11 protein-coding genes and 1 riboswitch are annotated in these 16,819 nt (G+C 71.0%); of the genes, 5 read left to right on the forward strand and 6 right to left on the reverse strand.

Annotated elements, in window-relative coordinates; all coding sequences use genetic code 11:
• Nucleotides 1–102: 102 nt before the first annotated feature.
• From ACIA73_RS07755 to ACIA73_RS07770, 4 genes are all read right to left on the reverse strand, one after another.
• Nucleotides 103–1,338, reverse strand: a complete 1,236-nt coding sequence (locus tag ACIA73_RS07755) for a vWA domain-containing protein (RefSeq protein ID WP_399437391.1) — start codon at nucleotides 1,336–1,338, stop codon at nucleotides 103–105.
• Nucleotides 1,335–3,806, reverse strand: a complete 2,472-nt coding sequence (locus ACIA73_RS07760) for a DUF5682 family protein (RefSeq protein WP_399437392.1) — start codon at nucleotides 3,804–3,806, stop codon at nucleotides 1,335–1,337. Before ACIA73_RS07760 ends, ACIA73_RS07755 begins: the two co-directional genes overlap by 4 nt.
• Nucleotides 3,803–4,939: an AAA family ATPase gene (locus ACIA73_RS07765; protein ID WP_399437393.1), complete on the reverse strand. Its 1,137-nt coding sequence runs from the start codon at nucleotides 4,937–4,939 to the stop codon at nucleotides 3,803–3,805. The genes ACIA73_RS07760 and ACIA73_RS07765 overlap by 4 nt, the downstream gene beginning before the upstream one ends.
• A 158-nt stretch (nucleotides 4,940–5,097) precedes the next feature.
• The gene (locus ACIA73_RS07770) at nucleotides 5,098–5,571 is read right to left on the reverse strand and encodes a hypothetical protein (protein WP_399437394.1); all 474 of its coding nucleotides are present in this window, start codon (nucleotides 5,569–5,571) and stop codon (nucleotides 5,098–5,100) included.
• Nucleotides 5,572–5,704: 133 nt separating this feature from the next.
• Here ACIA73_RS07770 and ACIA73_RS07775 point away from each other — a divergent pair, with 133 nt between their 5' ends.
• Together ACIA73_RS07775 and ACIA73_RS07780 are read left to right on the forward strand one after the other, a co-directional pair.
• Nucleotides 5,705–7,078, forward strand: coding sequence for an SWIM zinc finger domain-containing protein (locus tag ACIA73_RS07775; protein WP_399437395.1), 1,374 nt, complete (start codon nucleotides 5,705–5,707; stop codon nucleotides 7,076–7,078).
• Nucleotides 7,079–7,230: 152 nt separating this feature from the next.
• Nucleotides 7,231–8,850 (forward strand): DUF5691 domain-containing protein, encoded by a 1,620-nt coding sequence (locus tag ACIA73_RS07780; RefSeq protein ID WP_399437396.1) that lies wholly within the window; start codon nucleotides 7,231–7,233, stop codon nucleotides 8,848–8,850.
• Nucleotides 8,851–9,029: 179 nt separating this feature from the next.
• On the opposite strand, the gene ACIA73_RS07785 is transcribed toward ACIA73_RS07780, so the two are convergent.
• Nucleotides 9,030–9,443: a cobalamin B12-binding domain-containing protein gene (locus ACIA73_RS07785; RefSeq protein WP_399437397.1), complete on the reverse strand. Its 414-nt coding sequence runs from the start codon at nucleotides 9,441–9,443 to the stop codon at nucleotides 9,030–9,032.
• Nucleotides 9,444–9,863: 420 nt separating this feature from the next.
• Between ACIA73_RS07785 and ACIA73_RS07790 the strand changes: the two genes are divergently transcribed.
• Together ACIA73_RS07790 and ACIA73_RS07795 are read left to right on the forward strand one after the other, a co-directional pair.
• On the forward strand, nucleotides 9,864–10,682 hold the full coding sequence (locus ACIA73_RS07790; RefSeq protein ID WP_399437398.1) for an esterase/lipase family protein: 819 nt from the start codon (nucleotides 9,864–9,866) through the stop codon (nucleotides 10,680–10,682).
• 270 nt (nucleotides 10,683–10,952) lie between these two features.
• Nucleotides 10,953–12,572, forward strand: coding sequence for a M23 family metallopeptidase (locus ACIA73_RS07795; RefSeq protein ID WP_399437399.1), 1,620 nt, complete (start codon nucleotides 10,953–10,955; stop codon nucleotides 12,570–12,572).
• A 97-nt stretch (nucleotides 12,573–12,669) separates the two neighbouring features.
• Here the strand turns inward: ACIA73_RS07795 and pcrA are convergent, their stop codons facing one another.
• A complete protein-coding gene (gene pcrA / locus ACIA73_RS07800) occupies nucleotides 12,670–15,153 on the reverse strand; it encodes a DNA helicase PcrA (RefSeq protein WP_399437400.1) in 2,484 nt (827 codons plus the stop codon).
• A 268-nt stretch (nucleotides 15,154–15,421) separates the two neighbouring features.
• Nucleotides 15,422–15,590: riboswitch (cyclic di-AMP (ydaO/yuaA leader) on the forward strand.
• On the opposite strand from pcrA, the gene ACIA73_RS07805 reads away from it, so the two are divergent.
• On the forward strand, nucleotides 15,588–16,817 hold the full coding sequence (locus ACIA73_RS07805; RefSeq protein ID WP_399437401.1) for an NlpC/P60 family protein: 1,230 nt from the start codon (nucleotides 15,588–15,590) through the stop codon (nucleotides 16,815–16,817). Its footprint overlaps the riboswitch before it by 3 nt.
• Nucleotides 16,818–16,819 lie beyond the last annotated feature (2 nt).

Consider the following 16,819-nt stretch of genomic DNA (forward strand, 5'->3'; position numbering starts at 1 on the left):
CCGTCTCGCAGGTTATCCCCGAGGGACGTAGGTCCCTAAATCGCAGGTCACACCTGCGCGGTGATACCTGTCACAGAGTGCCACTCGCAGCCATGATCCATGTCACGCAGTGTCGGGCACCGGTATCGGACGTTTCTCTATCGCCGCCGCCATGACCTCGGGAAACAGGTCCGGGGTGCAGGCGAAGGCCGGCGCCCCGAGCTCGGCCAGAGCGGCCGCGTGCTCACGGTCGTAGGCGGGCGCGCCCTCGTCGGAGAGTGCGAGCAGTGCGACGAACTGCACACCCGACGCCTTCATCGCGGCCACCCGCTTCAGCATCTCGTGACGTATCCCGCCCTCGTACAAGTCGCTGATGAGTACGACGACGGTGTCGGCGGGGCGGGTGATCTTCGACTGGCAGTAGGCCAGCGCCCGGTTGATGTCGGTCCCGCCGCCGAGCTGGGTACCGAAGAGCACGTCGACCGGGTCGTCCAGCTGGTCGGTGAGGTCGACGACGGCGGTGTCGAAGACGACCAGCCGGGTGTCGATGGCACGCATGGAGGCGAGCACTGCCCCGAAGACGGAGGCGTAGACGACGGAGGCGGCCATCGATCCGGACTGGTCGATGCAGAGCACGACCTCCTTCTTGACGGACTGCGACGCCCGCCCGTACCCGATGAGCCGCTCGGGGACGACGGTGCCGGCCCCGCTGTCGCCCGGAATCTCCAGGTAGTTCTTGAGGTTGGCGCGAATCGTGCGGTCCCAGTCGATGTCCCGGTGGCGGGGCCGGTTGATCCGGGCGCTGCGGTCCAGGGCGCCGGTGAGGGTGGCGCGGGTGCGGGTCGCGAGGCGCTGCTCCAGGTCCTCGACCACCTTGCGCACAACGGCCCGCGCGGTCTCCTTGGTCGTCTCGGGCATCGCCTTGTTGAGCGAGAGCAGTGTGCCGACCAGGTGGACGTCGGCCTCCACCGCTTCCAGCATCTCGGGTTCGAGGAGCATCGCGGACAGGCCCAGCCGCTCGATGGCGTCACGCTGCATGACCTGCACGACGGAACTCGGGAAGTACGTCCTGATGTCACCGAGCCAGCGCGCGACGGACGGTGCGGACGCCCCGAGTCCGGCGGACCGGTCGCCGTTCCTGTTGCCGGTACGTCCGCCACCGCCGGCCCCTTCGTTGCCGTAGAGGGCGGTGAGGGCACCGTCCATCGCGGCGTCCTTGCCTTCGAGCGCGCACCCGGTCCCGTCGGCGGAGTCCCCGCCGAGCACCATCCGCCAACGGCGCAGCCGCTCCTGTCCCGGAGTCCCCGTCGTTCCTGCGCCTGTGTCCGCGCCCGCGCTCGTACCTGTACCGGTGCTCATCGTGCTGCCACCCCCTGGTCGTCGTTCTCGTCCCTCTCGCCCTGGCCGCCGGGTTTTCCGGGTCCTCCGGGCAGCTCGGCACGGCCGAGGATCAGGTCCAGCAGCGGGAGTACGGCGTCCGCCCGCGCCGGATCGAGTGCGGCACCGAACCCGGGCTGCGCCACCTCCGCACCGCCGGCCCCCGCACCGGGACCGTCCCCGGACACCACCGGCCCGCGCCGGACCAGCTCGCCGAGAGTGCGTCGCACACCCGGCTCGTACGCCGAGAACGTCCTTCGCAGCAGCGGCAGTACGTCGGTGAAGGCGTCCGGCGTGACCCCGGTGAGCCAGGCGTCGACCAGCCCGAGGAGCCGCTCATCGTGGATCAGGAGCATGCCGGACCCCGAGGCGCCTCCGACGAACCCCTCGATCCAGGCGGCGGCCTCGGCGGGTTCCGTACCGACCGACAGGGCGAGTCCCATCAGCCGTGCGGCTTCGTCCTCGCCCAGTCGCCCGTCGTCGAGCAGCAGCCGCACCGCCCGCCCCCGGATCACCCCGGCCACGGCATCCCGTCCGGCCAGCCTGCGCAGCACCGCGTCCCAACGGCCGCGCAGGTCGGGCGACCTGTCCGCGTCCTCGGGCCGCCCTCTTCCGTCCAGCAGACCGATCGCGGTGTGCACCGCGTCGACATGGCCCCGCATTTCGGCGGCCCCGTCCGCGTCCAGCCCCGTACAGGCTGGCGGCAGTCCGACGCAGATGCGCTCCGCGAGTCCGGCGGCGACCTCACCGAGCGCCGCCGTACCGGTCCCCCGCACATCGCCGTACCTGAGGGTGCGGGCCAGGGCGGGCAACGCCTGCGCGAGGTGGCCGACGTCGCTGTCCAGCGCCGCCCTGTCGGCGAGCGCCCGCATCACCACCGGGAGTGCGTCGGGCAGTTCGGCCAGCAGGCACTGCTCGGCCAGCGCGGTGATGTCGACCAGCGCGGTGGCCGAGACGGCCTGCGACTGCGCCTTGGCGGTGGCGGCGGCCAGGACGGTCGTCCCCCACACGCCCGCCTCCGCGACCCGCACCGACAGCTCCGGTTCCCAGCGCAGCCGCCACCCCTCCCGGAACGTCCCGGTGCTCCCCCGCGACCTGTCCCGCTCACCCCAGTCGACACCGAGCAGGGCCAGCCGGTGCAGCAGCCGACTGCGGGCGGAGTCGGTGTCCTTGCGCAGGTCGAGGTCCAACTCCCGGTCCTGGGCCTCCGGTTTGAGCCGCAGGGTGCGCTGCTGCCGGGTGAGGTCGCGTTGCAGCGGTACGACGGGGGCGCCGTCCGGGACCTCGCCGAGGACGTCGCCGACGATCAGCCGGTCCCGCACCAGCGAGAGCGGTACATCGGAGCCGTCGCACATGACGGCTCGGATCGCATCCGTGGTCTCGGTGAGCCCGGCGAGCGGCCGGCCCCGCATCACGGCGAGGGACTCGGCGAGCCGTACCGCCTCGATGACGTGCGCGGAGGAAACCGGCCGGCCCTCGTCCCGGAGCAGCCCCGCGACCTTGGTCATCCACCGCACCACGGGCCGGTCTCCCGCGCCGAACAGGTGGGCGTACCAGCCCGGCGAGTCGATCCCGGCCCCGTACCCGCTGCGGCGGGCGAGCCTGCGGTGGGTCCAGGGCACCCAGGTCAGTTCGGCCTTGACCTTGGGGAGTCCTTTGAGCAGGGCGCGGTCCGCGGTGACGGTCGGCGGCTTCCCGGTCAGCGCGGGCACGTGCCACGCCCCGCAGACCACGGCCACCTGATCCCCGAACTCCTTCCTGGCGGACCGTAGTTGGATCCGCATGTACGCCTCCCGCACAGGGTCGCGGCGGTGTCCCCCGTCCCCGTACTCCTGCCGCAACGCCCCCATGGCGTCGGCGACCGCCTCGAAGGGCGCGAACGGATCGCCGCCCGGCTCCCCACGGTGCTCGACCATGTCCTCCCACCACCGCTCGGGGTCGTCGTATCCGGCGGCCTCGGCGAGCACGGCGAGCGGGTCGACGGCGAGCGCCCCGGCGTCCCCCGCCCCGGGGCGGCCCGGCTCCCCGTCTTCCCCGAACCCCTCGCCCTCGGTCCCCTCCTCCTCCCGCAGCGCCAGCGAGTGGGCAGCGGGCAGGTCGACGAAGCGCACCGGCACGCCGTGCGCCAGTGCCCAGCGGATCGCGACCCACTCCGGGGAGAACTCCGCGAGCGGCCAGAACGAAGCCCGTCCCGGGTCGTCCAGCACATGACCGAGCAGAGCCACCGGCGGCCGCATCTGCGGGTCGGCGGCGAGCGGCAGCAGTACGTCGGCCTCCGGCGGTCCTTCGATCAGTACGACGCGGGGGCGCGCGGCGTCGAGCGCGTCGCGCACCGCCCGGGCCGATCCGGGCCCGTGGTGGCGGATCCCCAGCAGCCAAGGCCCTTGCGGTACGGCGCTCCTGGGCGCCTCGGCGGAGTCGATCGCGGCCGGCGCCGGGGTGGTCGTCATACGCCCACCTCGCGGCAGGCGCGGTAGAAGTCCTTCCAGCCGTCGCGCTCGCGGACGACCGTCTCCAGGTACTCCTGCCAGATGACCCGGTCCGCCGCCGGGTCGCGGACCACCGCGCCGAGGATTCCGGCGGCGACGTCCCCGGCGCGCAGCACGCCGTCGCCGAAGTGGGCGGCCAGCGCGAGTCCGCCGGTGACCACGGAGATCGCCTCGGCCGTGGACAGCGTCCCCGAGGGGGACTTGAGCTTGGTACGGCCGTCCTCGGTGACCCCGGAACGCAGTTCGCGGAAGACGGTGACGACGCGGCGGATCTCGTCGACGGCGTCCGCGCCGCCCGGCAGTTCGAGGGAGCGCCCCATCTGGTCGACCCGCCGGGACACGATGTCGACCTCCATCTCCGGCGTCGCGGGCAGCGGCAGCACCACCGTGTTGAACCGGCGGCGCAGGGCGCTGGAGAGGTCGTTGACGCCGCGGTCGCGGTCGTTGGCGGTGGCGATGAGGTTGAAGCCGCTCACCGCCTGGCACTCCTGGCCCAGCTCGGGGATGGGCAGGGTCTTCTCGGACAGGATCGTGATCAGGGAGTCCTGCACGTCCGCCGGAATGCGGGTCAGTTCCTCGACGCGGGCGGTCATGCCCTCGGACATGGCCCGCATGACGGGGCTGGGCACGAGTGCGTCGCGGCTGGGGCCGTGGGCGAGGAGCTGGGCGTAGTTCCACCCGTATCTGATGGCCTCCTCGGGTGTCCCCGCGGTGCCCTGGACGAGCAGGGTGGAGTCGCCACTGACGGCGGCGGCGAGGTGCTCGGAGACCCAGGTCTTGGCGGTGCCGGGAACCCCGAGCAGCAGCAGGGCGCGGTCGGTGGCGAGCGTGGTGACGGCGACCTCGACGACGCGGCGCGGGCCCACGTATTTCGGGGTGATCACCGTGCCGTCGGGGAGTGTGCCGCCGAGCAGATAGGTGGCCACGGCCCACGGCGAGAGCCGCCAACGGGCGGGGCGCGGCCGGTCGTCGGCCGCGGCCAGCGCCTTGAGCTCTCCGGCGAACGCGTCCTCGGCGTGCGGCCGGAGCGCCTCGGGCGCCTCGTCGGCACCGGCCCCCGGTGCTCCGGTCGTGTCGAATGCGGGCGTGGTCATGGAATCCCCCTCCAGATTTCCCGGATGTGGTTTCCACGGTGCACCATGCCACTGACAATCAAGCGTCGCCGCAGGTCAGGACCCCAATTGGGTGCTGCGGGGCGGTACTTCGCACGCGCCGCCCGCCGTCTTTCGCACGGGGGCGGCCGACGTGTCGGCTACTGGCCGACGGGCGCCGGGGCGATGCAGCCGCCGGCCATGGCCTTCTCGCCGGAGGCCTCCTTGAGGACCTTGCCCTTGTAGACGATCTTGCAGGTGAGGTCGGGGACGGTGACGACCTTGTCGGTCATCGGGATGACGGCCGGGGGCATCAGGCCCTTGAGCTTCACCGTCTTCTTCCACGGCAGGGCCGGCTTCTTGACCGACTCGTTCTTGGGCGCCGTCGCGGTGCCCGCCCCGCCGGCGAACTCGATGGAGTCGACGTCCTTGCCGGTGACTTCGTAGGTCACCTCGAACTCCGTCTTCAGCGCCTTGTCCACCTGATCGATCTTGTCGAGCTCCTTGGCGGAGTCCTCGGCCGCCGCGGAGGCACCGGACTTGACGGCCTTCTCCGCTTCGGCGCACGCACCGAGGCCGAACAGGAGGCCGGTGACGGCGGTGGCGCAAAGGGCGGTGCGAGCAGTGCGGTTCATATGCGTGATCCCCCGGATCGAAAGCTGTGAGAGCTCGCACTCAATCGCAAAGAGAAGGTAAAGTCAATCTGACCCTCGGGGGCCGAATCGCAGGTCAGAGCGATTGTCAGTGGTGGCGTCTAACGTCGGTGACATGAATCAGACGGGGGTGCGCTGGACGTCGGATCAGGTGCTGGCACTGGCTCCTGACGACGCCTCACGCAAAGCGGGAAGCAGGCTCGGCACCGCCGGGCCGTGGTCGGACGCGGGGTGCCGGGACGGGGGTGTGCTGTGGGGGCAGTGCAAGGGGAGCGGCAACCGGCCGTACCGCACGGTCGTCGATCTGTCGGGGCCGGGGGCGGCCTCGAAGTGCAGTTGCCCGAGCCGGAAGTTCCCCTGCAAGCACGCGGTGGGGCTGCTCCTGCTCTGGGCGGCCCAGGACCCGGTGGTGCAAGGGGGCACGGAGCCTCCGGACTGGGCATCGGAGTGGATCGAGGACCGACGGGAGCGCACGGCCAAGGCCGGGGAGAAGGCCAGGGACAAGCAGTCCGAAGGGGGTTCGGCGCCGGCCGGGACCGCTGATCCGGAGGCCGCCAGGCGGCGGGCCGAGCGCCGGGAAGCGCGGATCACCTCGGGTGCGACGGAGCTGGAGCAGCGACTGACGGACCTGTTGCGCGGCGGACTGGCCGCCGCAGAGCGGGCGGGGTACGGAATGTGGGAGGAGACCGCGGCACGCATGGTCGATGCCCAGGCGCCCGGGCTGGCCGCCAGGGTGCGGGAGTTGGGTTCGATACCGTCGTCCGGGCCCGGCTGGCCGGTGCGGCTCCTGGAGGAGTGCGCACTGCTGCACCTGCTGGACGAGGCCTGGCTTGGACGCGACCGACTGCCCGGCGCGCTGGCGACGACGGTACGGACCAGGGTCGGCCTGCCGTCCTCGCCGCAGGGCCCGGCGGTCCGCGACCGCTGGACGGTGCTCGCCCAGTACGACCAGGCGGACAGCAAGGTCACCACCCGCCGGATCTGGCTGTACGGGCAGGGGTCGGGCCGCACCGCACTGGTGCTGTCCTTCGGAGCGGCCGGCCGGGCACCCGAGGCCAGCCTCCCGGTGGGACTCTCGGTCGACGCCGAACTGCTGCCGCACGGCGGGGCGGGGCAGCTGAGAGCGACGCTGGGCGAGCAGTTCGGGGCACCGGTCCCGGCCACCGGCCCGCCGCCGGGCGGCAGCATCACGGACGCGGTCGAGGCTCATGGCCGCGCCCTGTCCGAGGACCCCTGGCTGGAGTCCTGGCCGGTCACCCTGACCGCGGCGATACCGGCCCCCGGCACCGGGGGCTGGCAACTCACCGACCCCGAGGGCGAGTCGGCCCTGCCCGTCGCCTCCAGAGCCCTGAACCGGCCGGCTCTGTGGAAGCTCGCCGCCCTCTCCGGCGGCACGCCCGTCACCGTCTTCGGCGAGTCCGGCCACCAGGGCTTCCACCCGCTGACCGCCTGGTCGCCGTCCTCCCCGGTGCCGGTGCCGCTCACCTAGCGGTGGCGCGGGCGGACCGACATCGCCCCGCAGCTCCGTGGGCGGGCCCGCCGCCTCACCGTCACTCCATGGGCGGGCCGCCATCGCCCTCCCCCGGCACGACACACAGGCACCTGCCGACCACGTAATTCTCGTACCTCAGGAGGGTTTTGATGACCGAGACCACCGAGGCTCCCGCCTGGGAGGAACTGCTCACCTCTGCCCTGCTGGGCACCGACCGGCGTCCGCCGGCCTTCGGTTCAGGACCGGCATCCGGACCGGCCAAGGACGCCCCGCTCGCCCTCCTCGACGCCGCCGCCCGCCACACGTTGCGCCGTCGGGCCGCGCTGACTCCGACGGCCGCGGGCAACCCGGTTCCCCTCGCGCCGCCGGACGACCGGGCCGCGCTCCCTGCCGCCGCCCGCCGCCGCCTGGCCCTGCTGCTGGCGGACCGGGCGGCTCCGGCCCAGTCGGGCGGCCGTCGTGGCAGCGCGCCCGACCTGACGGAACTGCTGCCGCAGTGGCTCGCGGCGGCCAACCGGCGCCGGTTCCAGGCTCCGCCCGCCCTGCTTCCTGCGCTGCTCGACGCGGCCCGCGCCAGGACCGATCTGCGTCCGCAGACACTGGAGTTCGCCGGATCGCGCGGTCTGTGGCTGGCCCGGCTCAATCCGGAGTGGAAGTTCGCCCTCAGGGGTACGTCGGGCGGGACCACGCTGCCCGACGTACGGGACGCCGAAGCCGTACGGAACCTCTGGGAGGAAGGACTGTTCGCCGAACGGGTCGCACTCCTCGGCGCCGTACGGGCCGACGATCCGCCCGCCGCGCGGGCACTGCTCGCCGGCACCTGGGGGACGGAGCGGGCCGAGGACCGTCTGATGTTCCTGGACTCGTTGCGGACCGGGCTCGGCGCGGACGACGAGGACTTTCTGGAAGCGGCGCTGGCCGACCGGAGCCGCAACGTGCGGGCGGTCGCGGCCGAGTTGCTGTCCGCGCTGCCTGCCTCCGCGTTCGCCGGGCGGATGTCGGGCCGGGCCGTCTCCTGCGTCAGCCTGGACCGTACCGGCGACGGCGGCGGCATCGTGGTGGAGGCACCTCATGAGTGCGACGCGGCGATGCAGCGGGACGGGATCGTCGCCAAACCGCCGGCCGGGCGAGGTGAACGGTCGTGGTGGCTAGGCCAGTTGGTGGAGTCGGCGCCGCTGGGGGCATGGCGCGCTCGGCTCGGGGGGCGCACGGAACGGGAGATCGTCGCACTGCCCGTCACCGACGGCTGGAGCGAGGAACTGCACGCGGCCTGGTGCCGGGCGGCGATACGGCAGCGGAACTCCGAGTGGGCGCGGGCGCTGCTCGGGGAGCCCGCACTGCCACCGGACTCCGGCCCGGGGACGGCCTCGCTGGCCGAGCGGGCTCAGCTCCTCGCGACTCTGCCGGATGAGGAACGGGCGCAGTGGGTGGCCGAGTTCGTGTCGGCGCACGGGCTGTCGGAGGCGTTTCAGCTGCTCGGGGTGTGTGTGGTGCCGTGGTCGGGGGTGCTGGGGAGGGCGGTGGTCGACGCGCTGGACATCGCGCGGGACGCGGGGAGCTATCCGTGGAGTTTCAGTGGGGTGATGGGGCTCGCGGAGCGGTGTCTGGACTCGGGGGAGGCGGACCGACTGGAGGTACTGACCACCACGCCGGAGGAGGCGGAGGGGGCGACTCCGGGGGCGGCGGGGTATTGGTCCGAGGCGTTTCAGCGACTGGTGGGGACGTTGCGCTTGCGCGCGGCCATGCTGGAAGAACTAAACGGGACGTGAGGCAGTGTTCGGCCGGGGCCGGCCCTCCACTCCCTCATCCGCACCTCCCGCGCAGGCAGCGGGCCCGCACCTCCCGCTATGCCACCACCCCCAGCCCCTTTGGGCTGCGGGGCCGCCCCCCCCCGGCCGCACGGGGACCCAGACCCGCGTCCCTTGAAGGAGCAGGTGGGAGGTGGGGGCTAGGCGTCCGAGGGTTGCCTGACGTTTGCTCGGACCCAGTCGACGATGGCCGTTGTCGTCGCGCCCGGCGTGAAGATCTCGGCCACCCCCTTCGCCTTCAGGGGAGCGATGTCGTCCTCGGGGATGATCCCGCCCCCGAAGACCTTGATGTCTGCGGCGTCGCGCTCCCTCAGCAGGTCGATGACCTTGACGAAGAGGGTGTTGTGGGCGCCGGAGAGGATCGACATGCCGATCGCGTCCGCGTCCTCCTGGATCGCGGTATCGACGATCTGCTCGGGGGTCTGGTGCAGACCGGTGTAGATGACCTCCATGCCGGCGTCCCGCAGGGCCCGCGCGATGACCTTCGCTCCGCGATCGTGCCCGTCGAGGCCCGGCTTCGCGACCACCACACGGATCGGTCCAGTAACACCCATCGCTGCTGCCTCCCAGTACGCACCGCGCCGCCGTTGGCGCGCAACGTCCCCCGCCCCAGAAGGGGCAGGGAAGTGAACGAACGTTATCTACAGCATCGCCCATGCCGCCGTTTCACGGAGACCGGGGAGGGGGAAATCACACGTTGGGACATGTTCACTGTGCGTCGTACCCGCACCGGCCGGCACCGCAGTCACCGCGCTGCGACCGCCAGCGGGACGTCGCACGGGGAGCCGCAACGAGGTCGCCGTACCACCGCGCCGTCAGCCGCACGGCACGGTGGTACGGCCCACTCCGTTCATCGGGGCCCGGTTCGGAAGTCTTCCGAGGCCGCCGCCACCGACCTCCGTCACGGCACCCCAAATGAGGGCACACGGGGGACAAGGCCGTCCCCCCGCGTGCCGTTCGGGAGGTCGGCCGCCATGAAGTTCTTCCCGGTTCCATCCCTATCCCTCTCCGCCCTCTCCCCACTGCTGCGCGCCACCACCCTCGAACTGGCCATCCTCTTCGGGCACTTGCTCCTCTACCCCTCGGGCATCCGGCCGGAGCGCACCGCCGGATCCGCCGGGCCCGCGCTCTCGGCGGAACTCCCCAGCACCGGACGGGACCGCCCGCCTGTCGTCCTGCTGCACGGATTCATCGACAACCGCTCGGTGTTCGTGCTGCTCCGCCGCTCGCTGGCCCGGCACGGCTGGTGCCACCTCACCTCGCTCAACTACTCGCCGCTCACCTGCGACCTGCGCACGGCGGCCGAACTGCTCGGCCGCCATGTCGAGGAGATCTGCGCCAGGACCGGGCACCGCCAGGTCGACATCGTCGGGCACAGCCTGGGCGGCCTGATCGCCCGCTATTACGCGCAGCGACTGGGCGGCGACACGCGGGTACGCACGCTCATCACTCTCGGAACTCCGCACGAGGGAACACGTGTAGCCCCGCCACTGAGCGCACATCCGCTGGTGCGTCAGATGCGTCCCGGATCTTCGGTGATCGAAGAACTCTCCCGGCCCGCCCCGGGCTGCCGCACCCGCTTCGTGAGTTTCTGGAGCGACCTTGATCAATTGATGCTTCCGGTGGAAACGGCCCGCATCCACCACCCCGATCTGATCGCGCAGAACGTGCAGGTCAGCGGGATCGGTCATCTGGCGATGCCGGTTCACCCGGCCGTCGCCGCCGAAATCCGGCAGGTGTTGCAGGCCCGGGAGACGGCCGATGCGACCGCCGGTAGCTTCTCGGTGGCTTAACCCGGCGACGTAAACCGAAGAGGCCGTGCACGCACAGTGAAAGTGGCGTGATCAAGAACGTCGCATTTCTCGAACATTCGCCGAACGCAGCGCCAAAGCGATGCCCGGCGTCCACCAGAAGACGGCCGAATGCCCGTTTCCTGAATGCCTAAAACCTGCCGGAGATTGTCGTCGCCGCATACCGCCGGGTACAGTCGCGCCACTGCTTTCACTCTGGGTATCCCGTTACCCCGGAAAGCACGTCCTACTGCCGAGGCGAGAGAGACGTTGGTGAACGACCAGCAACCCCACGCCGGGTACGACACGTACCCCACCGGTAGTTTCGAGACCGATCCACTCTTCGGCGGGCTGCCCGGCACGGACTCCGGCGGGCACAGCGGCCAGTACGACACCACGCACTGGGACACGGGCTCGCACCAGAACGTCGGGTACGACGCCTACGGAGCCCACTCCCAGCAGCAGGTCCAGGACCAGGGCCACGACGGCACCGGCAGCTGGACCCAGCTCGGGGGCTACCAGCAGAGCGCGGACATCCCGGCCCAAACCGCTTATGCCGCCGACTCGCTGACCACCGGTCAGTGGGACGCGGACGCCTGGAACCAGGCGGACCAGATCCACCAGCCCCACCAGGCGCACCAGTCGTCCTTCGAGACGGGCCAGTTCGAGGCGGGGCAGTTCGAGGCGGGGCAGTTCGACACCGCTCAGTTCGGACACGCGGGCGACACCTCGTACGGCAACCAGTGGCAGCCGTACGACCCGAGCCTGGAGACCGGCAGCTTCGACACCACCGGCTTCGACACCACCAGCTTCGACACCGGCTCCTTCGCGACCACCACCTTCGATGCAGGCAGCTTCGAGAGGGGCGCCCCCGAGACGGGGACCTTCGACGCCACCGCGTGGAACACCGGTACAGCAGCCCCGGAACCCGAACTCACCGACGTACACGGAGAGTTCGACGGCGCGACGGATCGCGGGACCCATGAGTTCCCCGTCGTGAAGCTGGACTCCCCCAGCTCGGACGACTCGCACGGCTCACACGGCTCACACGGCTCCGACGACTCACACGGTTCCGACGGCTCAGGCCCCGGCCCCGAGCCCGAACCCACGGCGGTCGGCCCCCGCGCCGCCCGCCGAGCCCCCGCAAGCCGCAGCCGCCGCCGGACCCCCGCCAAGCGTTCCGCACTCCTCACCGTCGCCGTGCCCTCCGCCTGTGTCATGGGCGTCGCAGGAATCGCGGCCGCCTCGGTCAGCGGAATCGCCGGGGCCGACGAGGCGAAGGCCAAACCGGTCGCGATGACCGCCGCCGATCCGGCCACCGTGAAGCCCGTCGCCGTGAACAACAAGCTGGACACCCAGCTCGCCGGTGTCAGCACCAACGCCCGCGACTTCGGCGACCGCGCCAGCCGTACGCAGGAGCGCATCGACCTCAAGGAACGCCAGGACGCCGAGAAGAAGCGCAAGGAGGCAGAGGCCAAGCGCAAGGAGGCGGCCCGCCCGAAGTTCGCGCTTCCGGTCGCCGAGCACGGACTGAGCGCCTACTACGGTCAGGCCGGCGTCAACTGGGCGGCCGTACACACCGGCATCGACTTCCCCGTCGACCTCGGTACGCCCGTGATGGCGGCGACCGACGGTGAAGTCAGCGCCGAGTACAACGTCGCATACGGAAACATGATGAAGGTCGTCTCGCCGAGCGGTGTGGAGACCTGGTACTGCCACCTCTCCACCACCAAGATCCGCTCCGGCCCGGTGAAGGCCGGCGACGTCATCGGCTACTCCGGCAGCTCCGGCAACTCCACCGGCCCCCACCTGCACTTCGAAGTGCGTCCCGGTGGCGACTCGGCAGTCGACCCGCTGGCCTGGTTCCGCAGCCACGGGCTGGACCCGACGTAAGCAACACCACCAGGAAGGGCCCGCACCGACTCCGGCGCGGGCCCTTTCTGGTAGGTACGCAGACGCAAACCCAGGCGTGGGCGCAGAGCAGCAGCGACTACAGCTTCTCGACCGGCGCGTACCGCAGCAGCAGCTTCTTCGGGCGGTCGCCGCCGAAGTCGATCGTCGCCTGGGCGTCCGAGCCGGAGCCGGTCACCGTCATCACCGTGCCGAGACCGAACTGGTCGTGGGTGACGCGGTCACCGACGGCAAGATTGATCACCGGCTTGTCCTTCGCCCTGCCGGTCGCGAAACCGGACGGGCCACCGCGCGCCTTCTGCGCGTTGAGCGTGGAGGACAGCGAGGCGGCGACGCCATCGCCCGAGCCACCGCGACGCGAGCCCGACACCGGACCGGCCGGGATCTGCGCGCCGGTCCGCTTCCAGGTCAGGTGCTCCTCGGGGATCTCCTCCAGGAAGCGCGAGGCCGGGTTGTACGAGGGCTGACCCCAGGCGCTGCGCAGGGTGGAGCGGGTGAGGTAGAGCCGTTCGCGGGCACGGGTGATGCCGACGTAGGCGAGCCTGCGCTCCTCCTCCAGCTCCTTGACCTGGCCGAGCGCGCGCATGTGCGGGAAGACGCCGTCCTCCATGCCGGTCAGGAAGACCACCGGGAATTCGAGGCCCTTGGCGGTGTGCAGAGTCATCAGCGTGATGACACCGGAGCCGTCCTCCTCCTCGTCGGGGATCTGATCGGAGTCGGCGACCAGCGCGACCTTCTCCAGGAAGTCGGCGAGGGTGCCGGGCTCGTCGCCCTCGCGCTCCTGCTCGAACTCCAGGGCCACGGCGGCGAGTTCCTGGAGGTTCTCGACGCGGGTCTCGTCCTGGGGGTCGGTGGAGGCCTGGAGTTCGGCGAGGTAGCCGGTGCGCTCCATCACGGCTTCGAGGACGACGGCCGGTCCGGCGCCGGACTCGACGATCGTCCGGAGCTCCTCCATCAGCGTGTTGAAACGCTTGACGGCGTTGGTCGAGCGGGCGGCCATGCCGTACGCCTCGTCCACCCGGCGCAGCGCCTGCGGGAAGCTGATCCGCTCGCGCATCGAGAGGGCGTCGATCATCGCCTCGGCGCGGTCGCCGATGCCGCGCTTGGGGACGTTGAGGATGCGGCGCAGCGGGACGGTGTCCTCGGGGTTCGAGAGAACGCGCAGGTAGGCCAGGATGTCCCGGACCTCCTTGCGCTCGTAGAAGCGGACGCCGCCGACGACCTTGTAGGGCAGACCGACCCGGATGAAGATCTCTTCGAAGACTCGGGACTGCGCGTTCGTACGGTAGAAGACGGCGACGTCACCGGCCTTGGCGTCGCCCGCGTCGGTGAGGCGGTCGATCTCCTCGGCGATGAACTGGGCCTCGTCGTGCTCGGTGTCCGCGACGTAACCCGTGATCAGTGATCCGGCGCCGGCGTCGGTCCAGAGGTTCTTGGCGCGGCGGTTCTCGTTGCGCTCGATGACGGCGTTGGCGGCGGTGAGGATCGTCTGGGTGGAGCGGTAGTTCTGCTCCAGGAGGATCGTGGTCGCATCCGGGTAGTCCTCCTCGAACTGGAGGATGTTGCGGATGGTGGCGCCGCGGAAGGCGTAGATCGACTGGTCGGCGTCGCCGACGACGCACAGTTCGCCGGGGGCGGTACCGGGGCCCGAGGGGCCGACCAGCTCACGGACCAGGGTGTACTGGGCGTGGTTGGTGTCCTGGTACTCGTCGACCATGACGTGCCGGAAGCGCATCCGGTAGTGCTCGGCGACGTCCGGGAACGCCTGGAGGAGGTGCACCGTGGTCATGATGATGTCGTCGAAGTCCAGCGCGTTCGCCTCGCTGAGGCGGGACTGGTACATCGTGTATGCCTGGGCGAGGGTCTTCTCGAAGCCGTCCGCGGCCTGGCCGGCGAAGGTCTCGGGGTCTATCAGTTCGTTCTTGAGGTTGGAGACCTTGGCGCTGAAGGACTTCGGCGGGAAGCGCTTGGGGTCGAGGTCCAGATCGCGGCAGACCAGCGACATCAGGCGCTTGGAGTCGGCGGCGTCGTAGATCGAGAACGAGCTGGTGAAGCCGAGCTTCTTGGATTCGCGGCGCAGGATGCGCACGCACGCGCTGTGGAAGGTGGAGACCCACATGGCGCCCGCGCGCGGGCCGACCAGGGCCTCGACGCGCTCCTTCATCTCGGCGGCGGCCTTGTTGGTGAAGGTGATCGCCAGGATCTGGCCCGGGTGCACACCGCGGGCGGCAAGCAGGTGCGCGATGCGGTGGGTCAGCACACGGGTCTTGCCGGAGCCGGCGCCGGCCACGATGAGCAGCGGGGTGTCCTTGTGGACGACGGCGGCGCGCTGGTTCTCGTTCAGCCCGTCCAGGAGGGCCGCGGCGTCGACCACCGGGCGGGGGGCACCGTTCCGGTAATGGGCGTCGCGGGGCGGCGGCGGGCCGTCGAACCTGCCCCCGAAGAGGTCGTGCGGGACCTCCTCCGGAGGGGCACCTTCTTCGGTGTCCTCCGGGGGCGGCGGGGCCGGGTCGTCCTTGGACTGGAGATCGGCCAGGAAGCTGTCGTCAAAGAGGCTGCTCATCGCCTACCGAGTCTAGGCGGCCCCACTGACAGCCCGGTCCGGATTCCGCCAGAACGAATTCCGCACCCTCTGCCGGTGACGCGTCGACCTGTCCACACATGCCCCTGGGTCGACTCTCCGTGGCTCTCTGTGAGGGCTTTGTCGACATCACAGCCAGGTCACGAAAATGTATCGGGCATATCGAACATCAGGCTTCCCACCCGTCACAGCGATTGGCTACGGTGCTGCGCGAGCAGCCCGTACCCCCCTCGGCGAACCGCGCCGAAGCGGGCCGCTCACGCCGAATTCGCGCCACCCACCCGGTGGTTCGGAACCGGGGACCCACACGCACGACCGGGGTGAATCGGCCCGTACCCCCACGACCTGGGCCGTAGGGCGCCTTCCGTTTCCTGCCCGAACCCGACAGCTAACCCGGTAGGCGGTCCACGGAAGGAATGCCTGTCTTGGCATCGCATCGCAAGCCGCGCCCCAGCGCGTCGTCCTTGATCCGGTCCTCCGCGCCCGGCATCGGCGTGACGACCGCCGCGCTGGTCACGGTCGGTCTGGTCACCCAGTCCGCGCAGGCCGCGCCCGCCGCGCCCAAGCCCTCCGTCGAGGAAGTACAGAAGAAGGTCGACGACCTGTACCGGCAGGCCGGGGTTGCCACCCAGAAGTACAACCAGTCCAAGGAGGCCACCGCGCAGCAGCGCGAGAAGGTCTCGGGACTGCTCGACGACGTCGCCAAGCGCACCGACAAGCTGAACGAGGCCCGGCGCGCGCTCGGTTCCTTCGCCGCCTCGCAGTACCGCAGCGGCTCGGTCGGCTCGACGGCGGCGATGCTGCTGGCCAAGGACCCGCAGTCGTACTTCGAGTCGCGCCGGCTGATGTCCCGGGCCACCGACCGGCAGAAGAAGCTGGTCGGCCAGTACAGCGAGCAGCAGAGGTCCGCGGCGGCGAAGCGGGCCGAGGCGACCGGCAGCCTGGAACGGCTGACCACCTCGCAGGCCGCGCTGCGCCGGTCCAAGCAGGAGGTGCAGGACAAGCTCGGGCAGGCGCGCGATCTGCTCGCGCGGCTGAACGCCCAGGAGAAGGCGAAGCTCGCGCAGCTGGAGCGCCAGCGCGAGGCGGAGGCCAAGCGCAAGGCGGACGAGCTGGCACGGAAGCAGGCCGCGGCGGAGGCGGAGCGGCAGAAGCAGGAGGAGGCCGCCGCCGAGAAGGAGAAGGAGAAGGACCAGGGCGGCGGAGGCGCGGACAGCGGCTCCGGCACGGGCACGGGTTCCGGCGGCGGTACGGGCACGGGTTCCGGTACGGGCACGGGCAGCGACAGCTCGTACGACACCAAGGCCGCGAAGGTGCTGGCCTTCGCGCGGGCCCAGATCGGCAAGCCGTACGTCTGGGGGGCGACCGGCCCCGGCTCGTACGACTGCTCGGGGCTGACGCAGGCCGCCTGGCGGGACGCCGGGGTGAATCTGCCGCGCACCACCTGGGACCAGGTGGAGGTCGGCACCCGGGTCGCGACCAAGGACCTCAAGCCGGGTGACCTGGTGTTCTTCTACGACGACATCAGCCACGTCGGCATCTACAAGGGCAACGGGATGATGATCCACGCACCGAAGCCGGGCGCGAATGTGCGCGAGGAGTCGATCTACTACATGCCGATCTACGGCAGCGTGCGGCCCGCCTGAGG

The organism is Streptomyces sp. NPDC051561 (assembly GCF_044454195.1).
Lineage (GTDB): Bacteria > Actinomycetota > Actinomycetes > Streptomycetales > Streptomycetaceae > Streptomyces.

Excerpts from the sequence above, each read along its gene's own strand:
- ACIA73_RS07755 (WP_399437391.1), bottom strand. The coding sequence starts at position 1,338 with ATGAGCACCGGTACAGGTACGAGCGCGGGCGCGGACACAGGCGCAGGA.
- ACIA73_RS07760 (WP_399437392.1), bottom strand. The coding sequence starts at position 3,806 with ATGACGACCACCCCGGCGCCGGCCGCGATCGACTCCGCCGAGGCGCCC.
- ACIA73_RS07765 (WP_399437393.1), bottom strand. The coding sequence starts at position 4,939 with ATGACCACGCCCGCATTCGACACGACCGGAGCACCGGGGGCCGGTGCC.
- ACIA73_RS07770 (WP_399437394.1), bottom strand. The coding sequence starts at position 5,571 with ATGAACCGCACTGCTCGCACCGCCCTTTGCGCCACCGCCGTCACCGGC.
- ACIA73_RS07775 (WP_399437395.1), top strand. The coding sequence starts at position 5,705 with ATGAATCAGACGGGGGTGCGCTGGACGTCGGATCAGGTGCTGGCACTG.
- ACIA73_RS07780 (WP_399437396.1), top strand. The coding sequence starts at position 7,231 with ATGACCGAGACCACCGAGGCTCCCGCCTGGGAGGAACTGCTCACCTCT.
- ACIA73_RS07785 (WP_399437397.1), bottom strand. The coding sequence starts at position 9,443 with ATGGGTGTTACTGGACCGATCCGTGTGGTGGTCGCGAAGCCGGGCCTC.
- ACIA73_RS07790 (WP_399437398.1), top strand. The coding sequence starts at position 9,864 with ATGAAGTTCTTCCCGGTTCCATCCCTATCCCTCTCCGCCCTCTCCCCA.
- pcrA (WP_399437400.1), bottom strand. The coding sequence starts at position 15,153 with ATGAGCAGCCTCTTTGACGACAGCTTCCTGGCCGATCTCCAGTCCAAG.
- ACIA73_RS07805 (WP_399437401.1), top strand. The coding sequence starts at position 15,588 with ATGCCTGTCTTGGCATCGCATCGCAAGCCGCGCCCCAGCGCGTCGTCC.